The organism is Rhodococcus sp. ACS1 (assembly GCF_002300155.1).
GTDB lineage: Bacteria > Actinomycetota > Actinomycetes > Mycobacteriales > Mycobacteriaceae > Rhodococcus_F > Rhodococcus_F koreensis.
Genome location: NZ_NSDZ01000004.1, coordinates 1201164 through 1225007, shown reverse-complemented (window position 1 = coordinate 1225007; position 23844 = coordinate 1201164). Strand labels below are relative to the sequence as shown.

The 23844-nt window shown below is 69.0% G+C and carries 20 protein-coding genes; 7 read left to right on the top strand and 13 right to left on the bottom strand.

The features are described from left to right. Window positions 1-11 precede the first annotated feature (11 nt). From CJ179_RS17905 to CJ179_RS17885, 5 genes are read right to left on the bottom strand one after another with little or no spacing between them, the layout of a single operon-like run. Entirely contained in the window at window positions 12-1583 is a 1572-nt protein-coding gene (locus CJ179_RS17905; protein ID WP_072947789.1) for a polyamine aminopropyltransferase, read from the bottom strand. Between the two features lie 4 nt (window positions 1584-1587). Continuing rightward, window positions 1588-2058 (bottom strand): DUF350 domain-containing protein, encoded by a 471-nt coding sequence (locus tag CJ179_RS17900; protein WP_072947786.1) that lies wholly within the window; start codon window positions 2056-2058, stop codon window positions 1588-1590. Window positions 2059-2086: 28 nt separating this feature from the next. Then, on the bottom strand, window positions 2087-2509 hold the full coding sequence (locus CJ179_RS17895; protein WP_072947783.1) for a DUF4247 domain-containing protein: 423 nt from the start codon (window positions 2507-2509) through the stop codon (window positions 2087-2089). Continuing rightward, entirely contained in the window at window positions 2497-3003 is a 507-nt protein-coding gene (locus CJ179_RS17890) for a DUF2617 family protein (protein WP_072947780.1), read from the bottom strand. Before CJ179_RS17890 ends, CJ179_RS17895 begins: the two co-directional genes overlap by 13 nt. Then, on the bottom strand, window positions 3000-3596 hold the full coding sequence (locus CJ179_RS17885) for a DUF4178 domain-containing protein (protein WP_072947777.1): 597 nt from the start codon (window positions 3594-3596) through the stop codon (window positions 3000-3002). Before CJ179_RS17885 ends, CJ179_RS17890 begins: the two co-directional genes overlap by 4 nt. A gap of 224 nt (window positions 3597-3820) precedes the next feature. Between CJ179_RS17885 and CJ179_RS17880 the strand changes: the two genes are divergently transcribed. The 3 genes from CJ179_RS17880 (at window position 3821) to CJ179_RS17870 (ending at window position 12739) form a co-directional block, all read left to right on the top strand. Next, on the top strand, window positions 3821-4468 hold the full coding sequence (locus CJ179_RS17880; RefSeq protein ID WP_072947774.1) for an isochorismatase family protein: 648 nt from the start codon (window positions 3821-3823) through the stop codon (window positions 4466-4468). Between the two features lie 115 nt (window positions 4469-4583). Further along, the gene (locus CJ179_RS17875) at window positions 4584-11678 is read left to right on the top strand and encodes a non-ribosomal peptide synthetase (protein WP_095862407.1); all 7095 of its coding nucleotides are present in this window, start codon (window positions 4584-4586) and stop codon (window positions 11676-11678) included. Next, window positions 11675-12739, top strand: a complete 1065-nt coding sequence (locus tag CJ179_RS17870; RefSeq protein ID WP_095862406.1) for an iron-siderophore ABC transporter substrate-binding protein — start codon at window positions 11675-11677, stop codon at window positions 12737-12739. The genes CJ179_RS17875 and CJ179_RS17870 overlap by 4 nt, the downstream gene beginning before the upstream one ends. A 16-nt stretch (window positions 12740-12755) precedes the next feature. Here CJ179_RS17870 and entS read toward each other — a convergent pair whose 3' ends face one another. Continuing rightward, window positions 12756-14021 (bottom strand): enterobactin transporter EntS, encoded by a 1266-nt coding sequence (gene entS / locus CJ179_RS17865; RefSeq protein WP_095862405.1) that lies wholly within the window; start codon window positions 14019-14021, stop codon window positions 12756-12758. 146 nt (window positions 14022-14167) lie between these two features. Here entS and CJ179_RS17860 point away from each other — a divergent pair, with 146 nt between their 5' ends. After that, on the top strand, window positions 14168-14416 hold the full coding sequence (locus CJ179_RS17860) for a phosphopantetheine-binding protein (RefSeq protein WP_072947763.1): 249 nt from the start codon (window positions 14168-14170) through the stop codon (window positions 14414-14416). A 75-nt stretch (window positions 14417-14491) separates the two neighbouring features. Then, complete coding sequence (locus CJ179_RS17855; RefSeq protein ID WP_095862404.1) at window positions 14492-15832, top strand: YhgE/Pip domain-containing protein; 1341 nt, start codon at window positions 14492-14494, stop codon at window positions 15830-15832. Between the two features lies 1 nt (window position 15833). Here CJ179_RS17855 and CJ179_RS17850 read toward each other — a convergent pair whose 3' ends face one another. Next, window positions 15834-16043: a hypothetical protein gene (locus CJ179_RS17850; protein WP_072947758.1), complete on the bottom strand. Its 210-nt coding sequence runs from the start codon at window positions 16041-16043 to the stop codon at window positions 15834-15836. A 116-nt stretch (window positions 16044-16159) separates the two neighbouring features. Here CJ179_RS17850 and CJ179_RS17845 point away from each other — a divergent pair, with 116 nt between their 5' ends. Then, window positions 16160-17701 carry a bifunctional 3'-5' exonuclease/DNA polymerase gene (locus CJ179_RS17845; protein WP_095862403.1) on the top strand — a complete coding sequence of 514 codons (1542 nt, stop codon included), beginning with the start codon at window positions 16160-16162 and terminating at the stop codon, window positions 17699-17701. Window positions 17702-17784: 83 nt separating this feature from the next. Continuing rightward, window positions 17785-20007 (top strand): MMPL family transporter, encoded by a 2223-nt coding sequence (locus CJ179_RS17840; protein ID WP_095862402.1) that lies wholly within the window; start codon window positions 17785-17787, stop codon window positions 20005-20007. Here CJ179_RS17840 and CJ179_RS17835 read toward each other — a convergent pair. The 6 genes from CJ179_RS17835 to CJ179_RS17810 are packed head-to-tail and all read right to left on the bottom strand — an operon-like array spanning window position 20004 to window position 23814. Further along, window positions 20004-20855: a DNA-3-methyladenine glycosylase gene (locus CJ179_RS17835; RefSeq protein ID WP_072947749.1), complete on the bottom strand. Its 852-nt coding sequence runs from the start codon at window positions 20853-20855 to the stop codon at window positions 20004-20006. The genes CJ179_RS17840 and CJ179_RS17835 overlap by 4 nt on opposite strands. Beyond that, window positions 20852-21508 (bottom strand): alpha-ketoglutarate-dependent dioxygenase AlkB, encoded by a 657-nt coding sequence (locus CJ179_RS17830; protein WP_095862729.1) that lies wholly within the window; start codon window positions 21506-21508, stop codon window positions 20852-20854. The genes CJ179_RS17835 and CJ179_RS17830 overlap by 4 nt, the downstream gene beginning before the upstream one ends. A gap of 5 nt (window positions 21509-21513) precedes the next feature. Continuing rightward, the gene (locus CJ179_RS17825; RefSeq protein ID WP_095862401.1) at window positions 21514-22224 is read right to left on the bottom strand and encodes a 2OG-Fe(II) oxygenase; all 711 of its coding nucleotides are present in this window, start codon (window positions 22222-22224) and stop codon (window positions 21514-21516) included. Beyond that, complete coding sequence (locus CJ179_RS17820) at window positions 22221-22823, bottom strand: methylated-DNA--[protein]-cysteine S-methyltransferase (protein WP_095862400.1); 603 nt, start codon at window positions 22821-22823, stop codon at window positions 22221-22223. The genes CJ179_RS17825 and CJ179_RS17820 overlap by 4 nt, the downstream gene beginning before the upstream one ends. Then, complete coding sequence (locus CJ179_RS17815; RefSeq protein ID WP_095862399.1) at window positions 22820-23311, bottom strand: RNA polymerase sigma factor; 492 nt, start codon at window positions 23309-23311, stop codon at window positions 22820-22822. The genes CJ179_RS17820 and CJ179_RS17815 overlap by 4 nt, the downstream gene beginning before the upstream one ends. Further along, window positions 23308-23814: a methylated-DNA--[protein]-cysteine S-methyltransferase gene (locus CJ179_RS17810; RefSeq protein WP_072947739.1), complete on the bottom strand. Its 507-nt coding sequence runs from the start codon at window positions 23812-23814 to the stop codon at window positions 23308-23310. The genes CJ179_RS17815 and CJ179_RS17810 overlap by 4 nt, the downstream gene beginning before the upstream one ends. Between the last annotated feature and the right edge of the window lie 30 nt (window positions 23815-23844).

The following is a 23844-nucleotide window of genomic DNA, read 5'->3' as shown; positions in this document are numbered from 1 at the left end:
TCACGGGCGCGTCAGCGCTCATAGCCCTTCCGCATGTCCTCGACGATGCGCGGGCGGTCGAGGGTCGAGGGCTCGAGTTCGCGGCGGGGACGGTCGCGCGGGAAGATCGCGGACGCGGCGAGGGTCGGTTCGTCGAGGAAGTGGAGTTCGGGGACGTCGCGGGGCAGGCGCAGCGCCGGCGGTTCGGGGCCGCGCCGGGCGAGGACGTACCCCCAGTCCCCGAAGCTCGGCACCAGCACGTGGTACGGCGTGACGGCCAGGCCCGCCGACGCGACGGTCGACGTGGTGCGCCAGAACGCGTCGGGCGTCGAGTAGGGACTGCCCGACTGCACGACCATCAGTCCGCCGGGGTTCAGGGCCGCGGCGGCGAGACCGTAGAACTCGGTGGAGTACAGGCGGCCGAGCGCCGGGGTGTCGGGGTCGGGGAGGTCCACGATGACGGCGTCGAATCCCGAGTCGGGTGCGTCCCGCAGCCACCGGAACGCGTCGTCCAGGACCACGTGCACGCGCGGATCCCGCAGAGCACCCTGGTTCAGCCCGGACAGTCGCGTGTTCGCGAGTTCGATGACCGCCGGGTCGAGTTCCACCTGCACGATCTCCTCGACCCCCGGCAGTCGCAGGACCTCTCGGGCTGCGAGGCCGTCGCCCCCGCCGAGGATCAGTACCCGTTTGGGGTCGTCCGCGATCGCGGGGTACACGAGCGATTCGGTGTACCGGTGTTCGTCGACGCTGGAGAACTGGAGGTCGCCGTCGAGGAAGAGCCGCACGTCTCCGCCGCGTTCGGTGACGACGATCTCCTGGTACTGCGACCTTTCCGCGGCGACGACGGGATCGGTGTAGAGGCGTTGCCGGGACGTGGTCTCGATGCCGTCGGCGCGGACCAGCAGCACGGCGATGCACGCGGCGGCGACGAGCAGCGCCACGACGGCGAGGAGCCGGGTGCGCAGGCTCAGCTGCCAGCGCAGCAGGATCAGCGCCACGACCGCGGCGGCGACGAGATTGATGATGCCGGTGATCGCGGCGCCGCGGATCATCCCGGCGACGGGCAGCAGGACGAACGGCCACAGCAGGCCGCCGACCAGGGCGCCCGCGTAGTCGGCGGCGTTGAGGTTTGCCAGCACCTTTCCGGTGCTCTCAGCGCCGGTGTCGCTGCGGCCCGACTGCAGCAGCGTCATCAGCAACGGCACCTCGGCGCCCACGAGCACACCGATCAGCGCGGTGGCGAGCACCAGAATAATTGCGCTGGAACCGAAGAACGTGAACGTCACGTACAGGGTCACCGCGCTGAACCCGCCGACGAGTCCGAGAACGATCTCGACGACCACGAACGACGCGGCCGCGGTGGACAGCAGCGGTTTGGCGGCGAGGGCACCGACCCCGAGTGCGGCCACGAAACCCGCGACGATCAGCGACGTCTGGGTGATCCCGCCGCCGGTCAGGCTGACCGACAGCGTCAGCAGGGCCAGTTCGTAGATCAACCCGCACGCGGCGCACGCGGCCACAGCGGCGAGCAGGAACGCCCTGGACCGTCCACTGAGAGCGCGGGTGGTGGAGGAATTCGGCTCTGCCGCTGTGGTCGTCACGAGATCAGGTGAGTGCGGCGGCGTTCACGAGGCCGATGGCGAAGAGGCTCGCACCGACCGCCCAGGCGGCACCGCACATCTGCGGGTTCCCGACCAGTCCGACCAACTGGCCGGGCAGCAGCACATTCATCAGTCGCAGCGCGATGACCTGCAGCAGTACCCCGAAGAGGCCGTAGACCGCGGAGTCGGCGAGTCCCTGTGCGAATCCGTCGGAACTGGTGAGGATCGCGGTGACCACGACGACGGCGAGGGCAAGGTGGTTCGACGCCAGGAGGATTGCCGCGTTGGGGTTCTTGTCGACGTACACCTGGTGCCGGAGATTGCCGGGGGTGGCGAGGTCGAGCACGGCGAAGCCGACGCCGAGGACGGCGATGCCGATGACGAAGTACGCCAGGGTGCCGAGCATGCCGACGGCGAGCAGTCCGACGTCGACGCTGCCGATTTCCGTTGCTGCCGCCGTGTAGGTGGTATTCACGCGCTTCTCCCGAGTCGAGTGGTCTCTGTCATTTCGCGCTGCCGGATCCGCCGCTGCCGCCGGCGCCGCCCGCCGGTGAGCCGGGGTGGAAACCGGGCCCCAGATAGGCGAACCCGCCGCTTCGGTAGCGTCCGTCGATGTCTTCGACGCGCACGAGGCTGCCGCCGCCCGGCGCGGCGCTGACCGTGACGATGTCGTCGTCGTAGCGCAGGTATTCGCTGCCGCCGTCCGCCTTCCGAGCCGCCGGGGGCTCCTCCGCGACGATCGACGAGACGGTGGTACCCACCGGGTCTTTCGACGTGTACGTCTTCGCGTCGCCCGCGGTGTTCTGCAGGGCGTACGTGTCGGCGATGTAGTCGCGCACCCCGCCGCCGCACGCGGTCGCGGCCAGCACCAGGAGCAGCATCGGGGCGAGCCGCACGCGTGTCCCGAACCTGCTCACGGCAGCCACCTGCTTCGCGTTTTCACGATCACCCCACCCTTGTCTACCGGATACAGATGCCAGGTCTGCCAGGCCCATCCGCCGGAATGCTCACGCGTCGCCGTGAGCGCGGTCAGCGCGGTGTGATCTCCGGGAAACGCCCCGCAGATCCACCCCTCCACCTCGGTGGCCTGCCGCCGCAGCCAGTCGGCGGTCTGCTCGAGGCGGGCGCGGTCGACGATGTCGGTGGTCGAGTCGAATCGGTACCCGCCCGCGCTGTCGGACACCGGGAGCGGTCTGCCGCCTGCCCGGATCGCGTCGCACGACACCTGCTCGGTGATCCGGCTGCCCGCCGCGGACGCCGTCACCGCGTGCGACGCCCCGAGCACGCCGAGGGTCACCCGCTCGTCGCCGTAGGTGATGGTGAGTTCGGCCAGCGGAAGCGGCGTTTCGGCGTTCACGACGAGACCGAGCGCCTCGGCCGTCACATCCCGGGATTCGATGTCGAGGACGTGCAGTGTCACTGCGGCGGACCGGAATGGATCACGGTGAGCTCGCCCCGGGTGACGGCGCGGCCCGTGGAGACCTCCCACGACTGCGTCCGCGCCCAGCGCTCGAAGGACAGCAGGCCGGTCTTGTCAGCGGTCGCGTAGTCGGCGTAGTCGACGATGCCCTGGGGTGCGGTCCCGGTGGTGCCTTCCGCCGTGAACGAGGCGGTGCCGCGCTCGATCTGCCGGTGCACGACGTCGTCGAGGATCACGTCACCGCCCGGTTCGAGGCCCGTGCCCTCGCGGCGCATCCACAGCGTCATGTCGAGGTTGCCCTCGTCGTTCTCGACGGTGAGCCATCGCTGGCCGGTCGACCCGTCGAGGAGGTGTTCGTGCCAGATGTATCCCTCTTCGTCGAGGGTGATGGTCCCGCGCACGACGTGATCGATTCCGGCGTACGTGATGATGTCGCCGACTCCGATCTTGTACGGGTCGTAGACCTCCGGGTAGTCGGCGAGCGGATCGACCCTGGCAGCAGGCGCCGTGTTCTTTCCGGACCGATTCCGCAGGATCAGCACGATGCCCACGATCACGACAACGATCAGCAGCAGTAACAGCAGCTTGGTCAACGATCTCTCCTGGTCGGCGGATCCGGCGCGGGAGGCCAGTGCCCGGCCCCCACCGGTCAGTCACCTTACTGTGCGCCGGACACCCGCACACCTGGCGATTGCAGAAGCCAGGTTGCAAAGGCTAACCTAACCGAATGCGCGAGTGGTGGGGCGGAGCGCTGTCGTTCACCGAGATTCGCGCGGAATACGCCCAGAAATCAACAGAACCGACAGTGAGGAACCATATGGCCATCCCACCCATTTCGACCTACACGATCCCGGAGATCCACGAGGTCCCCGAATCGAAGGTGACCTGGCGCCTCGACCCCCGGCGCTCCGCACTGCTGGTCCACGACATGCAGAACTACTTCATCGACGCGTACGACGTGCGTGCGGAGCCGATGTCGACCGCGATGGCCAACATGGTCCGGATCCGCGAACTCTGCTCGGAAGCCGGGATTCCCGTGATCTACACGATGCAGCCCGGCGACCAGCATCCGTCGCGTCGCGGAATCCTCGCCGACTTCTGGGGCCCGGGACTGACGTCGGGTCGCGACACCGAGGTGGTCGAGCCGCTCGCCCCCCGCGACGGCGACATCCAGGTGACCAAATGGCGGTATTCGGCCTTCCAGCGCACCGACCTCCGGCAGTTGCTCGGCCATCACGGCCGCGACCAGTTGATCGTGACGGGCGTCTACGCGCACATGGGCTGCATGCTGAGTGCCGCCGAGGCGTTCATGGCGGACGTCCAGCCGTTCCTGGTGTGCGACGCGACTGCGGATTTCAGCCGTGACGAGCACCTCATGGCGCTCACGTATGCCGCGAAGCGCTGCGGTTCGGTGACCACCACGGATGCACTGGTAACCGCACTCTCCCCGCTCGAAGTCGGCTGAGCCGCGGCGGTCGGATCACCACAGTTTATGTGGTTAGGCTAACCTGATACGCCGAGCAGCTGAAAGCCCGAAAGCCCCAAGCCCGAAAGCCGAAAGCATCAGGAGCGCCTGTTAGATGTCCCTTTCGATATCGTCGCCGTCCACCCTGCAGACCGGGGCGGACACCGACGTCAGCTTGACCGCCGCCCAGCGCGAACTGTGGGCCGGGCACCAACTGGACCCGACCCGGTCGGCGTTCACGACGGCCGAATACGTGGAGGTCGCGGCCCCTGTCGACCTCGACGCTCTCGCCGCGGCGATACACACGGTGATCGCGGAGGCCGAGGTGCTCTCGACCCGCTTCGTGGCCGAGCCCGACGCCGATTCGGCCGACGTGATCCAGGTGCACGATCGACATCACGCGCCCGAACTCGAGCGCCTCGATCTCGACCGGGCCGCGGCGGTGGAGTGGATGTGCGAGGACGTGCGCCGACCACTCGACTTCGACACCGCTCCCCTCGTGCGCACGGCACTGATCACGGCCGAATCCGGTGCAATCTGGTACCTTCGCGCCCCGCACGCATTGCTGGACGCGTACGGGTATTCACTGCTCACCCGCCGTGCCGCGGCGCTGTACGCGGCCCGGCTCGCGGGCACCGAGCCCCGACCGGCGAAGTTCCCGCCGCTGCGGGAGCATGTCCGGGCGGCACACGAGTTCGACGCCGCGACCCCCGAGGGCGCGCCGCCTGCCGCCTCGCGTCCGGTCGGATTCAGTGACACGGTACGCAGACCCGTGCCCGATCCGCATCGGCACACGATCGCGATCGACCCCGACGTCGCTCAGAGCCTGCGCGCCGCGGCCGCCACGCAGGCGACCACGTGGGCGGAGGCGGTGTACGCAGCCGCCGCCGCGTACCTGGGCTCCCACACCGGCGCCGAGGAGGTGACGCTCCGCATTCCGGTGCTGGCCCGCAACGGAATCGAGCTGGCGTCGCCCGTGACGGCCACGAACATCGTGCCGCTCCGCATTCCCCTCCACGCACGACCGACGTTCGCCGACGTGACCGGCCGGGTGGCCGCGGCACTGTCCGACACCCGGCCGTTCCAGCGCGTCCGGGACGCCGGGAGCCGCGTCACCGGCGGAGCGGTGGTGAACGTCAAACCGTTCGCCGCCAGAATCGCTTTCGGCCCCACCTCCGGGTCGGTGCACCAACTGGCCACCGGTCCGGTGGAGGACGTGGTGATCTCCGCCTCCGGCGCCGGCGACGAACTCACGCTCGAATGGGCCGGAAACCCCGAGGTCTACACGGACGTCGAGATCCGGAACCACGCACACCGCTTCGCGCACTACCTCCGAAGCATCTCCGTGGCAACGGAACCCGTCGCGGTCGTGGACGTCTGCGCCCCGGACGAACTGCACTTGTGGCGGTCGGCGGCCGGACTCGACCGGACCGGCACGGCAACGGCACTTCCCGACAGCATCGTCTCCGCCGTCCTCGCGCAGGTGCGCACCCACCCGCACCGGGTCGCGGTGAACGATCTGACGTACCGGGAACTCTCGGAGCGCAGCGCCGCCCTGGCGCGCCGGCTGATGTCGGCCGGTGCCGGACGCGGCACGGTCGTGGCCGTCAGCCTCCCCCGCGGCACCGATCTGATCGTCGCCGTCCTCGCGATTCTCCGCAGCGGCGCGACCTACCTGCCGATCGATCCGTCCTCCCCGGCCGAGCGGGCCCGGTTCATCCTGCGGGACGCGCAGCCGACGCTGGGAATCGGATCCGCCGATCTGCTCGGCGACCTCCCCCGCGTCGAGGAGGGCGCGCCGCAATCCGGCGTCGGAGAACTCGAAAACCCGGTGCGCGCCGACGACATCGCGTACATCATCTATACATCCGGATCCACCGGTGTGCCCAAGGGCGTTCCGATTCCGCACCGCAACGTGATGCGCCTGTTCGAGGTGTCCCGGGAATGGTTCACGTTCACCGAGGACGACTGCTGGCCGCTGCTGCATTCGTATGCGTTCGATTTCTCCGTGTGGGAGATCTGGGGCGCACTGCTGCACGGCGGCCGCCTCGTCACGGTCGACGAGACCACCCTCACGTCACCGGCCGACCTCGCCGCCCTTCTCCTCGACGAGGGTGTCACCGTCCTGAACCAGACGCCGTCCGCGTTCGGGCATCTCGTCGACGCTCTCGTCCGCGCGGACTCGTTCGACCGACTGCGGCTGCGGTACGTCGTGTTCGGCGGTGAGGCCCTCGATCCGGCCGTCCTGCGCGCCTGGTTCACCGCCTCGGGTCCGGGTGCGGAAACGACCCTGATCAACATGTACGGCATCACCGAGACCACCGTCCACGTCACCGCCACGAAGGTCACCGGCGCCGACGTCGTGGACATCGGGGCGCCGCTCGGCGACCTGTGCACCTACGTTCTCGGGCCGGGACTGCGCCCGGTGCCGCCCGGCGTCACCGGCGAAATCTACGTCTCCGGGCCCGGACTGTCCCCCGGCTACCTCGGGCGTCCCGACCTGACGTCGGCGCGGTTCGTCGCCGACCCGTTCGCCTCCAGTGGGACGCGCATGTACCGGACCGGCGATCTCGCCCGGTACGACGCGACCGGTGCCCTCCACTACCACGGCCGGATCGACGACCAGATCCAATTGCGCGGCTACCGTGTCGAACTCGGCGAGATCACCGCCACGATGACCGCGGTTCCCGACGTGCAGGCGGCGGTCGCGACGGTGCACGAGCAGGCCGGCGGCGACCAGCGGATCGTCGGATATGTCGTTCCCCGGCCGGGCAGCACGCCCGACACGGTCGAGGAGGACGTGCGGGCACACCTCGTCCGCACGCTGCCCGGGTACATGACGCCGTCCGCGCTGGTGCTGCTCGACCGGTTGCCGTTGACCCACAACGGCAAGGTCGACAAGGACGCGCTGCCCGCCCCTCGTTGGCTCGGACAGTCCGTCGACACACCGCGGACCGACACCGAAGCCCGGATCCTCCCGCTGTTCACGTCGATCCTCGGCGCCGAGCAGGTCGGCGTCCACGACGACTTCTTCGCGCTCGGCGGAAACTCCCTCCTCGCCGCCGCCCTCGTGTCCGCGATCACCGCGGAACTCGGTGTGCCGCTGCGGGTCGCGACGGTTTTCGAGAACCCGACCGTGGCCGCCGTCGCCGCGCAACTGGAGGACGCCGGCGAGCGGGTGCAGGCCGGCAGGCCGTCCCCGCGGGACCTCCCCGAGGGCACGCCGGTGCCGTTGTCCCCCGCGCAGGAACGCCTGTGGTTCCTCGACAGCGCGGCCGGTGGCGGAACGTACCTGCTGGCACTGGCGGTCGATTTCGGGGACGGCCTCGAACCGGATGCGCTGTCCGCGGCGCTCGCGGACGTCGTGACCCGGCATCAGTCGTTGCGGACGGTGTTCCCCCTCGTCGACTCCATGCCCCACCAGGTCGTGCTTCCCGCGGCACACGCGAAGGTCCGGCTCGAACGCGTCGACAACGTCGGCAACATCGAGGGGCACATCGCGGCGATGACGACGGTGGGGCTCGGACTCACCGACCAGCCGCCGCTGCGCGCGGTGCTGTACGAACCGCAGCACACGCTGGTCCTGTTGATGCACCACATCATCGGCGACGAATGGTCGCAGTCGAAGCTGCTGGACGATCTCGCGTTCGCGTACAACGCCCGCCGCGCCGGACGGGCACCGGAGTTCACGCCGCTGCCGCTGCAGTACCCGGACGTCGCCGTGTGGCAGCGCGAACGCATCGGCGCCGGCGACGACGCGACCCCGCTGCTGACCGGCCAGCTCGACTACTGGCGTGAGCAACTCGCCGGGCTGCCGCTCGAACTGGGCTGGCGCACCGACCGCCCGAGACCTGCCCTGCCCACCAATCGCGGCGCGAGCGTGCACCGCACGCTGTCGCCGTCGCTGCACGCGGCCGTCGATGCGCTGGCCGCCGAGCGGCGCGCGAGCTTCTTCATGATCGTCCATGCCGCGGTGGCCGTACTCCTCGAAAGGCTCGGCGCCGGGGAGGACATCGCCCTCGGGGTGCCCGTCGCGGGTCGTAGTCACCCCGACCTCGACGCGATGGTGGGCTGCTTCATCAACACAGTGGTGCTGCGGACCGACGTCTCGGGCGACCCGACGTTCGACCAGTTGCTGGACCGGGTCCGGGCTGTCGACCTCGACGCCGTCGACCACGCCGACGTACCGTTCAACCGCATCGTGGAACTGGTCAATCCCCCACGGTCGTCGGCCCGCCACCCCCTGTTCCAGGTGATGCTCTCGCACTGGAAGCAGGACGCCGCGGCGGAGCAATTCGACGGAACGACCGCGGCCGTGCGGATGCTCGACGCGACGTCCGCGAAATTCGATCTGGCGCTCCGCTTCCAGGAACGTCCGGAGAGCGGCGGCGTCGACGTCACGTTCGAGTACTCCACCGAACTCTTCGACGTCGCAACGGTCGAATCCCTCGCCGACCGACTCGCCGTGGTGATCGAGCGCCTCGTCGCGAATCACGAGCAGCGGATCGGTTTGCTCGACGTCCTGACCCCGCAGGAGCGGGAGCGGGTGCTCGGCGAATGGTCGCACTCGGAGCACTCCATTCCCGCCCGCACGTTCGACGAGTACTTCTCGGAGCAGGTGGCCCGCACCCCCGACGCCGAGGCCCTCGTCGTCGGATCGAGCGTGCGGCCCGCCGTCTCGCTCACCTACCGGCAGCTGGACGAACGCGCGAACCGGATTGCCCACCTGCTGATCTCGCGGGGCGCAGGCCCCGGCGACGTGGTCGCGCTCGCCCTCGACCGATCCGCCGAGCTGATCATCAGTGTCCTCGCCGTGCTGAAGAGCGGTGCCGCATATCTTCCCGTCGACCCCACGTACCCGGCCGACCGGATCGCGCACATGCTCGCCGACGGCGCCCCGATCGCGATTCTCACCTCGTCCGTCGGTGTGCCCGACCGCACGCCGCTGGGCACCGCCGTGCCCGTTCTCGACCTGGACGATCCGGACCTGCAGGCGCTGCTCGACACCCAGCCGGTCGGCACCCCCACGGACGCCGACCGCACCAGGCCGCTGCAACTCGACGACGCCGCGTATCTCATCTACACGTCCGGGTCCACGGGAGTTCCCAAGGGCGTGGTCGTCCCCCACCTCGGCATCGCGGACCTGCTGTCGCTGCAGTCGGACGTGATCGGCATGGACCACACCACGCGTGCGCTGCACTTCTCGTCCATCAGCTTCGACCTCGCGTTCTGGCAGATCATGTGGGGGGTGCTCTCGGGCGGGACGCTGGTGGTCGCGACGGACGCCGACCGCATCCCCGGCGAGCCCCTCGCCCGGGTCATCAACGAATACGACGTGAACTTCGTCGGTGTGCCACCGTCTTTCGCCGCCGCGTTCCCGCCGGAGCATCCCATCCCGGAGGGCGTCGACCTGATGCTCGGCGCCGAGAAGCTCACCCCGCAGCTGATCGAGCGGTACGCACCCGGCCGCCGGCTGTTCAACGCGTACGGACCCACCGAGTGCACGGTCAACGCCACCCTCGCCCTCGTCGAACCGGGACACGAAGGTCCCGTCCCCATCGGCGTCGTCGATCCGGGCAAGCACGCCTACGTCCTGGACCACGCGCTGCGGCCGGTACCCCCGGGCGTGTCCGGCGAGCTGTATCTCGCGGGCGACAGCGTCACCCGCGGATACCGCAACCAGAGCCCCAAGACGGCGGAACGGTTCATCGCCGACCCGTTCGCGGAGCCGGGCAGCCGCATGTACCGGACGTCGGATGTGGTGTGGTGGGGCCGGGACGGTCAGATCTACTTCACCGGCCGGGCCGACTCGCAGGTCAAGGTGCGCGGATTCCGTATCGAACTCAACGAGATCGAGGCCGTGCTGTCCGGTGACCCGGACGTCGAGCACATCGTCGTCGTGGTCCGCGAGGACCGGCCCGGTGATCAGCGGCTGGTCGCGTACGCCACGTCGGTGCCGGGTGGCCGGATCGACCCCGACCAGTTGCACCGCCGCGCCGCCAGCCGGTTGCCGGACTACATGATCCCGGCGGCGTTCATCGCCGTCGACGAGTTCCCCACCCTGCCGAACGGCAAGCTGGACCAGTCTTCGCTCCCCGTTCCGCACCTGTCCCTGCAGGTGTCCGAGCGGGGGCCGCGCACGGCCCGCGAAGAGGTGCTGTGCCAATTGTTCGCGGAGGCCCTCGGCATCGAGCGGGTCGGCATCGACGACAGCTTCTTCGACCTCGGTGGCCACTCGCTGATGGCGGCCGGGTTGATGAGCGCGATCTCGAAGCGGCTGTCCGTCACCGCGACGGTGGCCTCGCTGTTCGCGGCGCCGACCGTGGCCCAGCTGGCGGGCCGTCTCGACGACGATCACGACGCCGACGCACTCGCCGTCCTGCTTCCGTTCCGCACCGAGGGATCCAAGGCGCCGGTGTTCTGCTTCCACCCCGCCGGCGGAATCAGCTGGGGCTATTCAGGCCTGCTGCGGCACATCGACGACGACTACCCGCTGTACGGCGTGCAGGCCTCCAACCTGTCGACGTCCAAGCGGCCGCCGGAAACGCTCGAGGACATGGCCGCCGAATACATCGAGCACATGCGGACCGTGCAGCCGACGGGCCCGTACCACCTCCTCGGATGGTCGCTGGGCGGCGTCGTCGCGCACGCCATCGCGGGCGCGCTGCAGAACCAGGGCGAGGAACTCGGCATGCTCGTCATGCTCGACTCCTTCCCGTCGGACGCGTGGGCCTCGATGCCGACGGAGCAGGACGCGCTCGCCGCGCTGCTCTACATGGTCGGCTACGACCCCGAACCGCTGCTCGCCTCCGACACCGAGCCGCACCGCGGCGGTGGCCTCGACCGGCAGCACGTGATCGACATCTTGCGCGGCGAGGGCAGTGCCCTCGCCGGGATCAACGAGCACACACCGGCCGCGATGATCGACAACTTCGCGAACGCCGTGCGCCTCGAATCCGAACCCTCACAGATCGTCGTGGACTCCGACATGCTCTTCTTCACCGCGGCCAGGAATCCTGCGACCGCGGCGACGTACGACTTGTGGCGGCCCTACCTGACCGGGACCATCGTCAACCACGACCTCGACTGCGAGCACAAGGACATGACTCAGCCGCGGTGGATCGGCGAAGTCGGTTCCGTCGTGAACGAGGCGCTCGCCTCGTTCGGCTCGCCCATGAACCCCATCAACAAAGAACAGGGAGATCGATGAAAACGTCCGGAAGATACTGGCGTAGAGCCGGAATCGTGATGATGGCGGCAACCGCGTTGTTCGCGGGTGCCTGCAGCGAGTCGACGTCCGACTCGACCGACGCGGCGCGATCCGCCACCGGACAGGCCGACGCGTCGGCCTTTCCCGTGTCGATTCCGTCGGCGCTCGGCACCGCCGAGATCCCGGAGGCACCGGAACGCGTCGTCACGCTCGGCTGGGGCAGCGAGGACGCGGCACTGTCGCTCGGCGTCGTGCCCGTCGCCGTCCAGAACATGAAGTCGGACACCGGAACCGACGACGGCCTGCTGCCGTGGTCGCGTGCGAAGCTCGAAGAGCTCGACCCGAACGCGGAACCCGCGTTGCTGACGGCGTCGAGCAAGGAGATGCCGTACGAGCAGATCGCGGCACTCGACCCCGACGTGATCCTGGCCGTGCACTCCGGTGTGAACCAGGAGCAGTTCGACAAGCTGTCGGCGATCGCCCCCACCGTGGCGTACCCGGAGCGTCGCTGGGCGACCAGCTGGGAAGACCAGATCACCACGGTCGGCAAGGCCCTCGGCCGGTCGGCACAGGCCGAGGCGCTGGTGACGCAGACGCAGGACACCCTGGCGCAGGCGAAGTCGCAGCACCCCGAGTTCGCCGGGAAGACGGTGGCCTTCGGCAGCGGCACCGAGCCGGGGTCGTACAACTTCTACTTCGACACCGATCCTCGCCTGAAGATGCTGGCAAGCCTCGGATTCACGGTCGACCCGCTCGCCCAGAAGTTGCGTGAGAGCAGTGACCAGACCAAGTTCGCCGCTCCGGTCAGCATGGAATTGCTGCCGACGTACAACCCGGATGTGCTGCTCGCCTGGTACCTCTCGCCCGAACTGCAGAACGAGGTCCAGTCGAACCCGCTGTTCGCCAGGGTGAAGGCCGTGCGCGACAACGCCTACGTGGGTCTGACCGATCCGCCGCTGGTGTTCGCGTCGAGCTCGCCGAACGTGCTCAGCGTGCCGTGGCTGCTCGACAAGCTGCTCCCGCAGCTGTCGCAGGCCGCGAACAACGCTCAGGCCAGCTAGTTCCCACCTGAGCGCGTCACTGTGCCGCTGCCGAGAGGTCGTCCTCTTCGGCAGCGGCACTGCTGTAGGTGCGCAGTCCCTTCAACGCCACCGCGAGAACCGCCAGCACCACGATGCCGCCGGTTCCGTAGAGGAGGAACGCCTCCCGCGGGCCCACCGCGGCGCCGACGGCGCCCGCGACGAGCGCTCCGGCAGCCGAGCCGGTGGAGATCTGGGCGCCCCACACACCGGCGACGCGTCCGCGGTACTCCTCGGGCGTCTCGGTCTGGATGACCGCGTACCGGAGGATGTCGCCGAGCACGCGCCCGAAACCGTGCGCGGCGAGACCGAGGAACGTGACTGCGATCATCGGGACGGCGCCGACGCCGATCAGCCCGGCCGACGCGATCATGGCCGCGAGAAACACGATCAGGCCCCCGCGCCGCGCGGTTCCCGTCCAGCCGCTCGTGAGTGATCCGGTGAGGGCGCCGACGGCGGGAGCACTGTAGAGCAGCCCGGTGGCGGCCGGCCCGGCGTGCAGCACCTGGCTCGCGTAGGCGGGCAGCAGCACGTTCCAGCCGGTCAGCATCATCGCGCAGAAGCCGACCAACAGCGTCCCGCCGACCACGGAGTCCTTGGCGGCGTAGGTGAAACCGCTGGCGATCGACCGCAGCGGACTCTCGGTGTTCTTGACCGGCGGCGGCAGCGACGGCAGCCTGGCGATGCAGTACGCGGTGATCCCCGAGGACACTGCGGCGAGAACGTAGTTGGTGCCCACGGACGTCGCCGCGATGATCACACCGCCGATGGCGGGTGACGCGACCGTCCCGAGATCGGCCATCACGGTCATCAGAGCACCTGCGGCGGCCATCTTGTCCTTGGGCAGCAGCGACGGGATCACCGCCATCAGTGCGGTCGCGGAGATGCCGCCTGCGAGGCCCTCGATCACGCCGCACAGGTAGATGATCCACAACTGGGGCGTGGGCAGGAACGCGTTGACCGCGAGAATAGCGAAGGCAACCCCTGCTGTGGCCCGTGCAAGCGAGATGACCGGCCTGCGGTCGTACCGGTCGGCGATCACGCCGCCGAACAGGGTGCCGATGAACACCGAGGAGCCCACGACGATGCTCGCCGCGCCCACTGCCAGTGTGGAATTCGTCATGTCGTACACCTGCAGCGGCACCGCCACCAGCAGCAGGCCCAGACCGAAGATGGAGATCGTGCGGGCGATGAAGATGTATCGGAACTCGCGACTCGTCCGGAGAGGCGTCAAGTCGATTGCGTATCGCGATAATCCAGCCATTGTCTTCCATTCACATTCGGTTGCAACAGCTCTCCGTTTCGCCGTTCGCGCGGAGAGCAACTATGCTTAGGCTTCACTAACCCAGCAACCTACCCCATGTGGTCGGACCGGCTCAACGCGCCGGGGTCCGGCCGACGCACCGGAGGATGACAGTGAGTTCCGCTCCCAGCACAGTTCCGACCCGCGACCGAATCCGCGCCGATGTGGCCGACGTCCTCGACGTCCCGGTCACCGACATCGACGACGACGCGAACCTCCTCGACGAGGGAATGGACTCCGTGCGCGTGATGGCGCTGGTCGAACGGTGGCGCGCGGACGGAGTCCAGGTCGATCTCGTCGACCTCGTCGGTGAGCCGACGCTCGACGCCTGGTTCGAGGTCACTTCGGCGCAGTGAGCGATCCCACCGCCTACTCTTGATCCGGCTGGTCGATCCGGGGAGCGACACGGACACGGGAGGACGCGAGGGGCCATGGCACACGAAACCAGCGATACCGGCAAGATGAGCGTGCTGCGGACACCGCGGTTCTGGATAGCTCCCGTGCTCCTGGTCTCCGTCGTCATGTCCCTGCTCGCCGCGTTGTACATGGGCGGCATGCTCAATCCCCCCGAGCACCTCCACCACTTCCCCATCGCCCTCGTCAATCAGGACGAGGGCGACACGGTGCCCAACTCCGATCCGCCGCAGCAGCAGAACTTCGGCAACCAGATCGCCGCAGGCCTCCTCGAGGGCGTCGATCCGAACAAGATCGAACTGCGGCAGATCGGGATCGCGCAGGCCCAGTCCGCACTGGACAACGGGGAGATCTACGGCGCCATCGTCATCCCGAGCGACTTCACGAAACGCACACTCATCCTCGCCCAGGCGAGCGTGATCCCCGGGGACGTCGAACGACCCGTGATCACCATCTACACGAACCCCCGCGCCGGCACGATCAGTGCGAACCTCGTCCAGAACATCGGCGAGATGGCGATGGACAAGGCCAACCAGACGATGGGCGAGCAACTCACCACCCAGGTGACGCAGCAACTCCAGGCGACGGCCCCCGGCCTCCAGCTGTCGGGGGCCAGCCGGCTGGTGCTCGACGACCCCATCGACGTGCGGGTCGTGGCCCACAACCCGCTGCCGGACGGCACCGGTTTCGGCCTGGCGGCGTTCTACTACGCGCTGCTGATCGTCCTGGCGGGATTCACCGGTGCGACCATCGCGAGCACCCTGATCGACGGCATGCTGGGATTCACCCCGACCGAGGTCGGGCCGCTGTACCTGCACAACGAGGCGGTCCCGATCTCCCGTTTCAACACCCTGCTGATCAAGTGGGCGGTGATGGTACTGCTGGCGATGATCGTGTCCGGGCTGTACCTGTGGATCACTTCCGCCCTCGGGCTGCCGATCACCGATCCGCTCGCGCTGTGGGAGTACGGCGCGTTCGCGATCGCCGCCGTCGGGATCACGGCGATGTCCGTGATGGCCGCGTTCGGGAACCTGGGCCTGCTCATCAACCTGATGGTCTTCGTCGTCCTCGCACTCCCCTCGTCCGGGGGCACGATCCCGCTCGAGGCGGCGCCGCGGCTGTACAGCTGGCTCGGTGAGTTCGAGCCGATGCACCAGATCTACATCGGGGTGCGCGCCATCATGTTCTTCGGCGCATCGGGCGACGCCGGCCTCATCCACGCCGTGTGGATGACTTTCGCCGGCCTGCTCATCGGCCTCGTCTTCGGCGCCGTCATCACCCGGTTCTACGACCGCAAGGGTCTGCACCGCCGCCACAAGGCACAGACCGAACCCGACGTGGACGCGGCCGGGGCATGAGTCACGCGGGCGCGGACGACCAGGCCGTACCGAACTGTTCGTACCAGGGATGCGGGGCGGGCACCGCCGCCAGGATCCGCTCGACGAACCGATCGGGGTCGCCGAGTTCGGTGAGTCCGACTCCGCGGCGCTCGTAGTCGGCGAATCTGTCGTGCAGTCCGGCGATCACCTTGTCGGTCACCGTCTGCTCGAACTCTTCGATGGTTGCCATCGGATGCCCCTCCTTCCGGCGAGAAGCGTCTGCGTTCAGTGTAGTGCCGACCTGCGGATTCACCGCCGTCCGGCGGCGGATTATCGCCTGTCGGTGGCGCAGAGCAGACTGGGCCCGTGAGAGTGGTCATGGTTCCCGGCGCCGAGGGTGGCGCGACGACCGTGCGCACCGATGCAGAGGGGGTTCCGGTCGAGTCGCCGCGGCGGCACTCCGACGGCGCGGCCGCGGTCCGCGACATCGAGGCAGCCGAGCACCCCCGCTGGGTCTGGACGAGTACCGCCGCCGTCTATCCGGCGCTGCTGCGGGCCGGGGTGCGGGTGCGGCGCTGCCACGACCTCGCACTCACCCATGCCGTCCTCAGCATGCGCGACGGCGTTCCGGCGCCGCCGGCCGACGAACCCGTCGACGAACGCCCCGGTCTGTTCGACACCGCACCCGCCACGGATCCGGCGCAGGTGGTCACCGATTTCGCGGAACAGCGGAAGACGATCGGTGACGATGCGAAACTCGACCTGCTGGTGGCCGCCGAGTCCGCGGGAGCGCTGGCCGCCGCGGAGATGAGTTTCGACGGGCTGCCGTTCTCCACCGCCGCCCACCGCGCCTTCCTCGAAACGACGCTCGGGCCCCGTCCCGCCGGGTACGACCTGCCGCAGCGCATCCAGGACGTCACCGTCGAGATCGGGGCGGCGTTCGGTCGTCGCATCAACCCGGCGTCCCACGTCGAGGTCGTCGACGCCTTTCGCCGCGAGGGCATCGAACTCGCGTCGACCCGCAAACACCTGCTGCGCGACGTCGATCACCCCGCCGTCCCGCTCCTCCTGCACCATCGGGATCTGTCCAAGCTGTTCAGCACGAACGGTTGGCAGTGGCTGGAGAGCTGGGTCCGCGACGACCGGTTCCGCCCGGTCTATGTCCCCGGCGGCGTGGTGTCCGGCCGCTGGGCGAGCCGCGGCGGCGGCGCACTGCAGATTCCGAAACCGCTGCGGTCGAGCGTGATCGCCGACCCGGGTCACACGTTCGTCATCGCCGACGCCGGCCAACTCGAACCCCGCATACTGGCCGCCATGTCGGGTGACACCCGCATGGTCGCCGCTGCGGGCGCCGACGACCTGTACGCACCGGTCGCGGCGGAGACGTTCGACGGCGACCGCGGCAAGGCCAAGGTCGCGATCCTCGGTGTGCTGTACGGCGCCACCGCCGGCGAGGCCCGTTCCCTGCTCACCCTGCTGCGCACCCGCTTTCCCGTCGCCGTCGAATACGTGGAGAGGGCGGCCCGCGCCGGTGAACGCGGCGAGGTCGTGCACTCGTGGCTCGGCCGCGCCTGCCCGCCGCCGTCACCCGACTTCTGGTCCCACGGCGATGCACGGTCCCGCGGCCGGTTCACCCGAAACTTCGTGGTGCAGGCCACGGCATCCGAGTGGGCGCTGTGCGTGCTCGCCGATCTGCGACGCCGCCTGGCCGACGAACCGGACAGCGAACTGGTCTTCTTCCAGCACGACGAGGTGATGGTGCACACCCGGAATCCGGAGTCCGCGACGCGGCATGTTCTGGGCGCCGTCGACGTAGCCACCCGGTTGCTGTTCGGCGAGACGCGGGTGCGGTTTCCGATGGATGTGGCGGTGCGGGACTGCTACGCCGAAACCTCCGACGGGGCCTGACCCGCGCAAGTTTCCGGTGTCGTGGGTGCGCTCGGCATGGTGTACTGGGACGCACTGCTGGCGGGGGCGGCGAAGGAGAACCCATGACGAAGTTGGATTCGACGGACTCGAGCACGAGCGGCGAGAAGTCGCGCAGATTTCGCTGGCCCGCGTTCACCATCGTGGCCATCGCGATCGTCGCGTTCTTCGCGGGCGGATTCGGGGGGACCTTCCAGGGGAAGCTCACCGAGGTCCAGAAGAACGACAACGCCGCCTACCTGTCGAGTTCCGCCGAATCGACGATCGTCACCAACGAATCGTCCCAGTTCCTCACCGTCGAGACGATCCCCGGTTTCGTGCTGTTCCACAGCGACGCACCGCTCACCGATCAGGACAAAGCGGCCGTCGCTCAGGCGCACGACGCCATCGCGGCCGTCGACGGAGTGGACGCCGAAGGCATGTCGCAGCCGCAGTTCTCGGAGGACGGCACCACGGCGTCGATCTTCGTTCCCCTCGTCGCGAAGGAGGACGGCACGGCGGTCGCCGGTGACGTGCTCGCCGCCACCGAGGAGAACGTCCTCACCGCCGCGAAGGACGCTGCCACCGGGCTCGAGGTGCTCCCCGCCGGTCCCGGCGGTCTGCTGGTGGCGTTCATCGACGCGTTCGCCGGTCTCGACGGCGCCCTGCTGGGCGCGGCCCTGCTCGTGGTGGTCCTCATCCTGCTGGTGGTGTACCGCTCCCCGGTGCTGTGGTTCTTCCCGCTCTTCTCGGCGCTGCTCGCGCTCGGCCTGGCGTCGATGGTCATCTACTTCCTCGCCAAGGCCGAGGTGCTCACGCTCACCGGGCAGAGTCAGGGCATCCTGTTCGTCCTCGTGATCGGGGCGGGCACCGACTATGCGCTACTCCTGATCTCCCGCTATCGGGAAGAACTGCACTTCTATCCCAGCCGGTTCGACGCCATGATCAAGGCCTGGAAGGAATCCGCCCCTGCCATCACGGCGTCGGCGGTCACCGTCATCCTCGGTCTGCTGTGCCTGACGTTTTCCGAACTGAACTCCAACAAGAGCCTCGGTCCGGTCGCCGCGATCGGCATCGCGTGCACGTACCTCGTGATGATGACGTTCCTGCCGGTGGCGCTGTCCGCGGCGGGACGGTGGGTGTTCTGGCCGCGGAAACCGAAGGTGGACGAGGCCGCCGACCTCACCACGCACGGTCTGTGGGGCAAGATCGCCGCCCAGGTCGGAAGCAAGGACCGCTCCCTCTGGATCGGGACGACGGTGCTGCTGGCCGTGCTGTTCCTGGTCGGTATCGGCAGCCTGAAGACGGACGGGCTGTCCTCTTCGGAGAACTTCACCAACCGGCCGGACGCCGTCGTCGGCCAGGAGTTGTACGACTCCAAATTCGATCCGGGCGCCGGCGCACCCGCCGTCATCGTCACCAACGCCGATCAGACGGACGCGGTCATCGCAGCCGTGAGCGGCGTGGAGGGTGTGTCGACGGATCCCGGCGCGGTGTGCCCGCAGGTCGATGTCGAGAAGCTGTCCGCCCTCGTCAAGTCGAACCCGGCGGCGGTGGCTTCGGCGGCCGGACAGGGGTGCGCACCCGACTTCCTCACCGCCGCACCGATCGACGGGCGAATGGTCGTCAACGTGACCCTCGCCGACTCGTACGATTCGCCGGAAGCTCTCGAGACGGTGAAACGACTGCGGGACGCGGCGCACGCAGTGCCCGGCGCCGACGCGCTCGTCGGTGGCAGCACGGCAACCACTCTCGACGTGCAGACGGCGTCGGTGCACGACCGGAACCTGATCATCCCGATCGTTCTTGTCGTCATCTTCGTCGTGCTGTCCCTCCTACTCCGCGCGCTGCTCACGCCGATCATCCTCATCGCCACCGTGGTCCTGTCGTTCGCGGCCACGCTCGGGGTGTGCGGGCTCTTCTTCACCCACGTCTTCCATTTCGCGAACGCGGATCCCGCGTTCCCGCTGTTCGCGTTCGTGTTCCTGGTGGCCCTCGGCATCGACTACAACATCTTCCTGATGACGCGGGTCCGCGAGGAAACCGAGGAACACGGCACCAAATCCGGTGTGCTGCGCGGTCTGGCGGTGACCGGTGGGGTCATCACGTCGGCCGGTGTCGTGCTCGCCGCGACGTTCGCGGTCCTCGGTGTGCTACCGCTGGTGTTCCTCGCCGAGGTCGGGTTCGCGGTCGCGTTCGGCGTGCTGCTCGACACGATCGTCGTGCGCAGCATTCTCGTCCCAGCGCTCTCCCACGACATCGGCAAGAAGATCTGGTGGCCGTCGGCGCTGGCGAAGGCCAAGGACTAATACGCCTCAGCCGTCCACAGGTGGAACAGGGCGTACGCCCGCCAGGGCCGCCACGCCTCGGCGAGTTCTGCTGCCTGCCTGCCGGTCTTCACCCCCAGCGCCCGTTTGAGGACGAGGTCGTCGGGTGTGAACGCGTCCGGGTCGCCCAGTACCCGCACCGTCAGATAGTCCGCCGTCCACGGACCGATGCCGGGCAGCGCGAGCAGACCGGCCCGGAACTCGGCCGGGTCGGTGTCCGCGCCGAGGCGCAGTCCGTTCGACGCGGCCTCGGCGAGCGCGAGCACCGTCCGGGCCCGGGCCCCGGTGAGACCGAGGGTCGAGCGGAACTGTTCGGGTGCGAGCGCCGCCAGCGTCTCCGGTTCGGGGAACGCGAAGAACCCGTCGTGGACCGGAAGGCCGTACGCGGCCACGAGCCGGCTGCCGAACGTCCGGGCAGCGGCCAGCGAAACCTGTTGTCCGAGAACGGTCAGGACCGCCGTCTCGAACCCGTCCACGCTCCCCAGGCGCCGCAGTCCCGGCCGTTGCGCCACGAGCGGAGCAAGCTGCGGGTGGCGGCTCAACGCGGCGTCGATCGGCAGCGGATCCACGTCGAGGTCGAGCCAGCGCCGGACCGTGGCGGTCAGTGCCTCGACGTCGTCGTGGTGCGCCGGCGTCACGCGCGCCTCGACATACCCGTCGGCGGGTCGCACGAGAACGGACACCAGCGCAGGCCCGTGCGGTCCCTCGACCACCCGGGTGTGAGTTCCGTCGGGGTCGTGCCGCTCGAGCCCGGACACGGTGTGCGCGCGGAGCGCACCCCACAGCGGCGCATGGGTGAACGGACCCCGATACGGCAGTCGCACTCTCATGTGTCCACGAGTCCCGTCACCCGCAGCGTGATGTTCAGTCGCCCCGTGGTCAACCCGCAGCCCGGATCACTCGTGCCGGGAAGCACTTTCGGCACTCCGTGATACGCGAAGCGCGACTCGCCGCCGAACACGAACAGGTCGCCGGACAGCAATTCGACGTCGGTGTACGGCTTGGTGCGGGTGGCGGTGTTCCCGAACCGGAACGTGCACGTGTCGCCGATGCTCAACGACACCACGGGCGCATCGGATCGTTCCTCCTTGTCCTGGTGCATGCCCATCTTCGCGGCGTCGTCGTAGAAGTTGATCAGCGCGGCATCGGGCGTGTACCCGGCGGCGGGCTCCCCGTAGGCGTCGCCGACCGCCCGCCGGCCGAGTTCGACCAGCCAGTCGGGTAGCGGCGCGACGCGCCCACCGCCCGCGTCGTCGGCGGTGCGCGAGTAAGAATACGGCTTCCAGTGCCAGCCGAGGCACACTGTCTGCACCGACATGCGGTGTCCCGTCGGCAGTTGCGCGGCCCGCATCGGGACCGGCGCGGTGGCCCAGCGCCGGCATTCGGCCACCAGGTGGCGTTGCTCCTCCGGCGTGAGCCAGTCGGGGACGCGGACGGCGCCGGGCGCCACCACGGTCCGGGGTCGGGGTATCAAGGCGGACATCACGGTCACTCCGCGTCGTGCAGGACCAGGCCGAGGGTCCGGCGGGTGCCGCGTCTGATGGTGCTGACGCCGTGCCGTACCGGCCCCGTCGACCAACCGCGGGTCGAGCGCACGGGACGGTCCCGGGTGGTGAAGATCAGCGCGTGACCCTGCCGCAGCGTCGTCACCGTTCCTCGCGACTGGGCGCGGGGTCGCTGCTCGACGAGCATGAACTCGCCGCCCTCGTGATCCACCCCCGGTCGGTCGAGCCCGATCACCACCTGCAACGGGAACACCAGGTCGCCGTAGAGGTCGCGGTGCAGCGCGTTCCAGTCGTTCGCCCGGTAGCTGAGCAGGATCGGCGTCGCCCGTTTCTGACCGGCGTCGTGGCACATGTCCAGCCATTCGTCCAGGGTGTCCGGCCACGGCGACGGCTGCCTCAGCTTGACCGCCCAGTCCCGTGCCACGGGAAGCAGTTTCGGGTAGAAGGCGGCGCGGAGTTCGGCCACGACCTCCGGTAACGGATAGTCGAAGTACCGGTACTGTCCCGAGCCGAAGCGGTGCCGGGCCATGTCCACGGTGGACCGGAAACGGTCGACCTCCTCGTACATGTCCGCGATCTGCCCGCATTCCTCGGCGGTCAGGATCTGCTCCGATTGCGCGCACCCCGCGGCGTCGGTCTCGGCGTGCAGCGTCGGCCAATTCAGAGCGTTCACGCGCTGCGTCACGGTGGTCATGCCGCCGCCTCCAAGGTCAGCAGAATCGACTTGGCCTCCGGCCCACCGGCGTACTGGCCCATGCTGCCGTCGCTGCGGACCACCCGGTGGCAGGGCACCACGACGGGCAGCGGATTCAGCGCACACGCGGTGCCGACCGCGCGCACCGCTTTCGGACTGCCCGCGGCGACTGCGACCGCCGCGTAACTGGCGGTGTGCCCGTAGTCGATGTCGGGGAGATGGCGCAGCACCTCGAGCCGGAATCCCTTGGACAGCCGGAAGTCCAGCGGGACGTCGAAGCTCGTGCGCCTGCCGAGGAAGTATTCGTCGATCTCGTGGGCGACCCGGTCGAGCCGGGCCGGTGCGCGCAGGATCCGGGGACTGATCTGCTCGGCGAGGGTCTGCAGCACGGCGTCGTGATCCTGGCTGGGGAAGGCGACCCGCACCAGCCCGCGATCGGTGGCGGCGAGCAGCAGCGAACCGACCGGGGTGTCGAGTGTCCGGTACGCGACGTCGAGGAGCCCGGCTTCGGCGGCGGCGGCGGCGAGACGCTCACGCAGTTTCTGCTCGACCGGGGAGTCCAACGGGTACAGGGAGTAGACGATGTCGGGCATGTTCATGTGATGTCTCCACTCACAGAAATCGAGAGGGTCTTGCGTAGCGCCGCAACGCCGTCCGAGGCCGCCCGCCGCGACGCGGCCGGGGAGTTGCCCAGGATCACCGCGATCTCGGTGTACGGCAGCCCGGCCAGGTAGTGATACGCCACCGCCGCCCGCTGCTTCATCGGCAGGGCACCGACCGCCTTCCACAACTCCGGGTCGTGGCCGCCGGGAAGTCCGCGGTCGGTCGTCTGCTCCGGCAGTTCGTCGGTGGGGACGGGCCTCCGGTCGCGCGCACGGATGTGGTCGAGCGCCTTCCGGTGCGCGATCGTCACCAGCCACGCCTCGACGTTGCTCTCCGGACCCAGGTCGGGGTACGCGCGCATCGCGGCGATGAACGTCTCCGACCAGGCGTCCTCGGCGTCCACCGGACCGACCACGGCCCGGCAGACCCGCAGGACAGTCCGGCCGTGCTCGGCCACGACGTCTTCGAACGGCTTCAGCGTCATCGGCTCAGCCGGAGCCCCGCCCGTTCCGCTTCGCGTTCGAGCAGGAACCGTTTGCGGTCGAGACCGCCCGCATACCCCGTCAGGCTGCCGTTGCTCCCGATCACCCGGTGACACGGGATGATGATGCTGATCGGATTCCTGCCGTTCGCCGCCGCCACCGCGCGAACCGCGGTCGGAGTGCCGAGGGAATCGGCCAGCTGACCGTACGTCCAGGTGTCGCCGTACGGGATGGTGCGCAGAGCGTCCCACACTCGTTTCTGGAACGGGGTGCCCCGCGCAGCGAGCGGGACGGTGAAGTCGGTCCGCCGGCCGTCGAAGTATTCGGCGAGCTGGGTGGTTGCCTCGTCGAACCCTGCGGTGTCGCGGTCGCCGAACGTCGCGGGATTCGGCTGATGCCGGTGTTCGACCATGTAGATGCCGCTCAGCACCCCGTCGACGCTCACCAGCGTCAGGGGGCCAATCGGCGAATCGATGACAGTGTGTGCTGCTCGGTCGGCATTCACGGTGCCAATCCTTCCAGGTGTACGGGCCTC

What these genes read in the sequence shown, in the direction of transcription:
- CJ179_RS17880 (WP_072947774.1), top strand. Translation starts at nt 3,821, where the DNA reads ATGGCCATCCCACCCATTTCGACCTACACGATCCCGGAGATCCACGAG.
- CJ179_RS17875 (WP_095862407.1), top strand. Translation starts at nt 4,584, where the DNA reads ATGTCCCTTTCGATATCGTCGCCGTCCACCCTGCAGACCGGGGCGGAC.
- CJ179_RS17870 (WP_095862406.1), top strand. Translation starts at nt 11,675, where the DNA reads ATGAAAACGTCCGGAAGATACTGGCGTAGAGCCGGAATCGTGATGATG.
- entS (WP_095862405.1), bottom strand. Translation starts at nt 14,021, where the DNA reads ATGGCTGGATTATCGCGATACGCAATCGACTTGACGCCTCTCCGGACG.
- CJ179_RS17860 (WP_072947763.1), top strand. Translation starts at nt 14,168, where the DNA reads ATGACAGTGAGTTCCGCTCCCAGCACAGTTCCGACCCGCGACCGAATC.
- CJ179_RS17855 (WP_095862404.1), top strand. Translation starts at nt 14,492, where the DNA reads ATGGCACACGAAACCAGCGATACCGGCAAGATGAGCGTGCTGCGGACA.
- CJ179_RS17850 (WP_072947758.1), bottom strand. Translation starts at nt 16,043, where the DNA reads ATGGCAACCATCGAAGAGTTCGAGCAGACGGTGACCGACAAGGTGATC.
- CJ179_RS17840 (WP_095862402.1), top strand. Translation starts at nt 17,785, where the DNA reads ATGACGAAGTTGGATTCGACGGACTCGAGCACGAGCGGCGAGAAGTCG.
- CJ179_RS17835 (WP_072947749.1), bottom strand. Translation starts at nt 20,855, where the DNA reads ATGAGAGTGCGACTGCCGTATCGGGGTCCGTTCACCCATGCGCCGCTG.
- CJ179_RS17830 (WP_095862729.1), bottom strand. Translation starts at nt 21,508, where the DNA reads ATGTCCGCCTTGATACCCCGACCCCGGACCGTGGTGGCGCCCGGCGCC.
- CJ179_RS17825 (WP_095862401.1), bottom strand. Translation starts at nt 22,224, where the DNA reads ATGACCACCGTGACGCAGCGCGTGAACGCTCTGAATTGGCCGACGCTG.
- CJ179_RS17820 (WP_095862400.1), bottom strand. Translation starts at nt 22,823, where the DNA reads ATGAACATGCCCGACATCGTCTACTCCCTGTACCCGTTGGACTCCCCG.
- CJ179_RS17815 (WP_095862399.1), bottom strand. Translation starts at nt 23,311, where the DNA reads ATGACGCTGAAGCCGTTCGAAGACGTCGTGGCCGAGCACGGCCGGACT.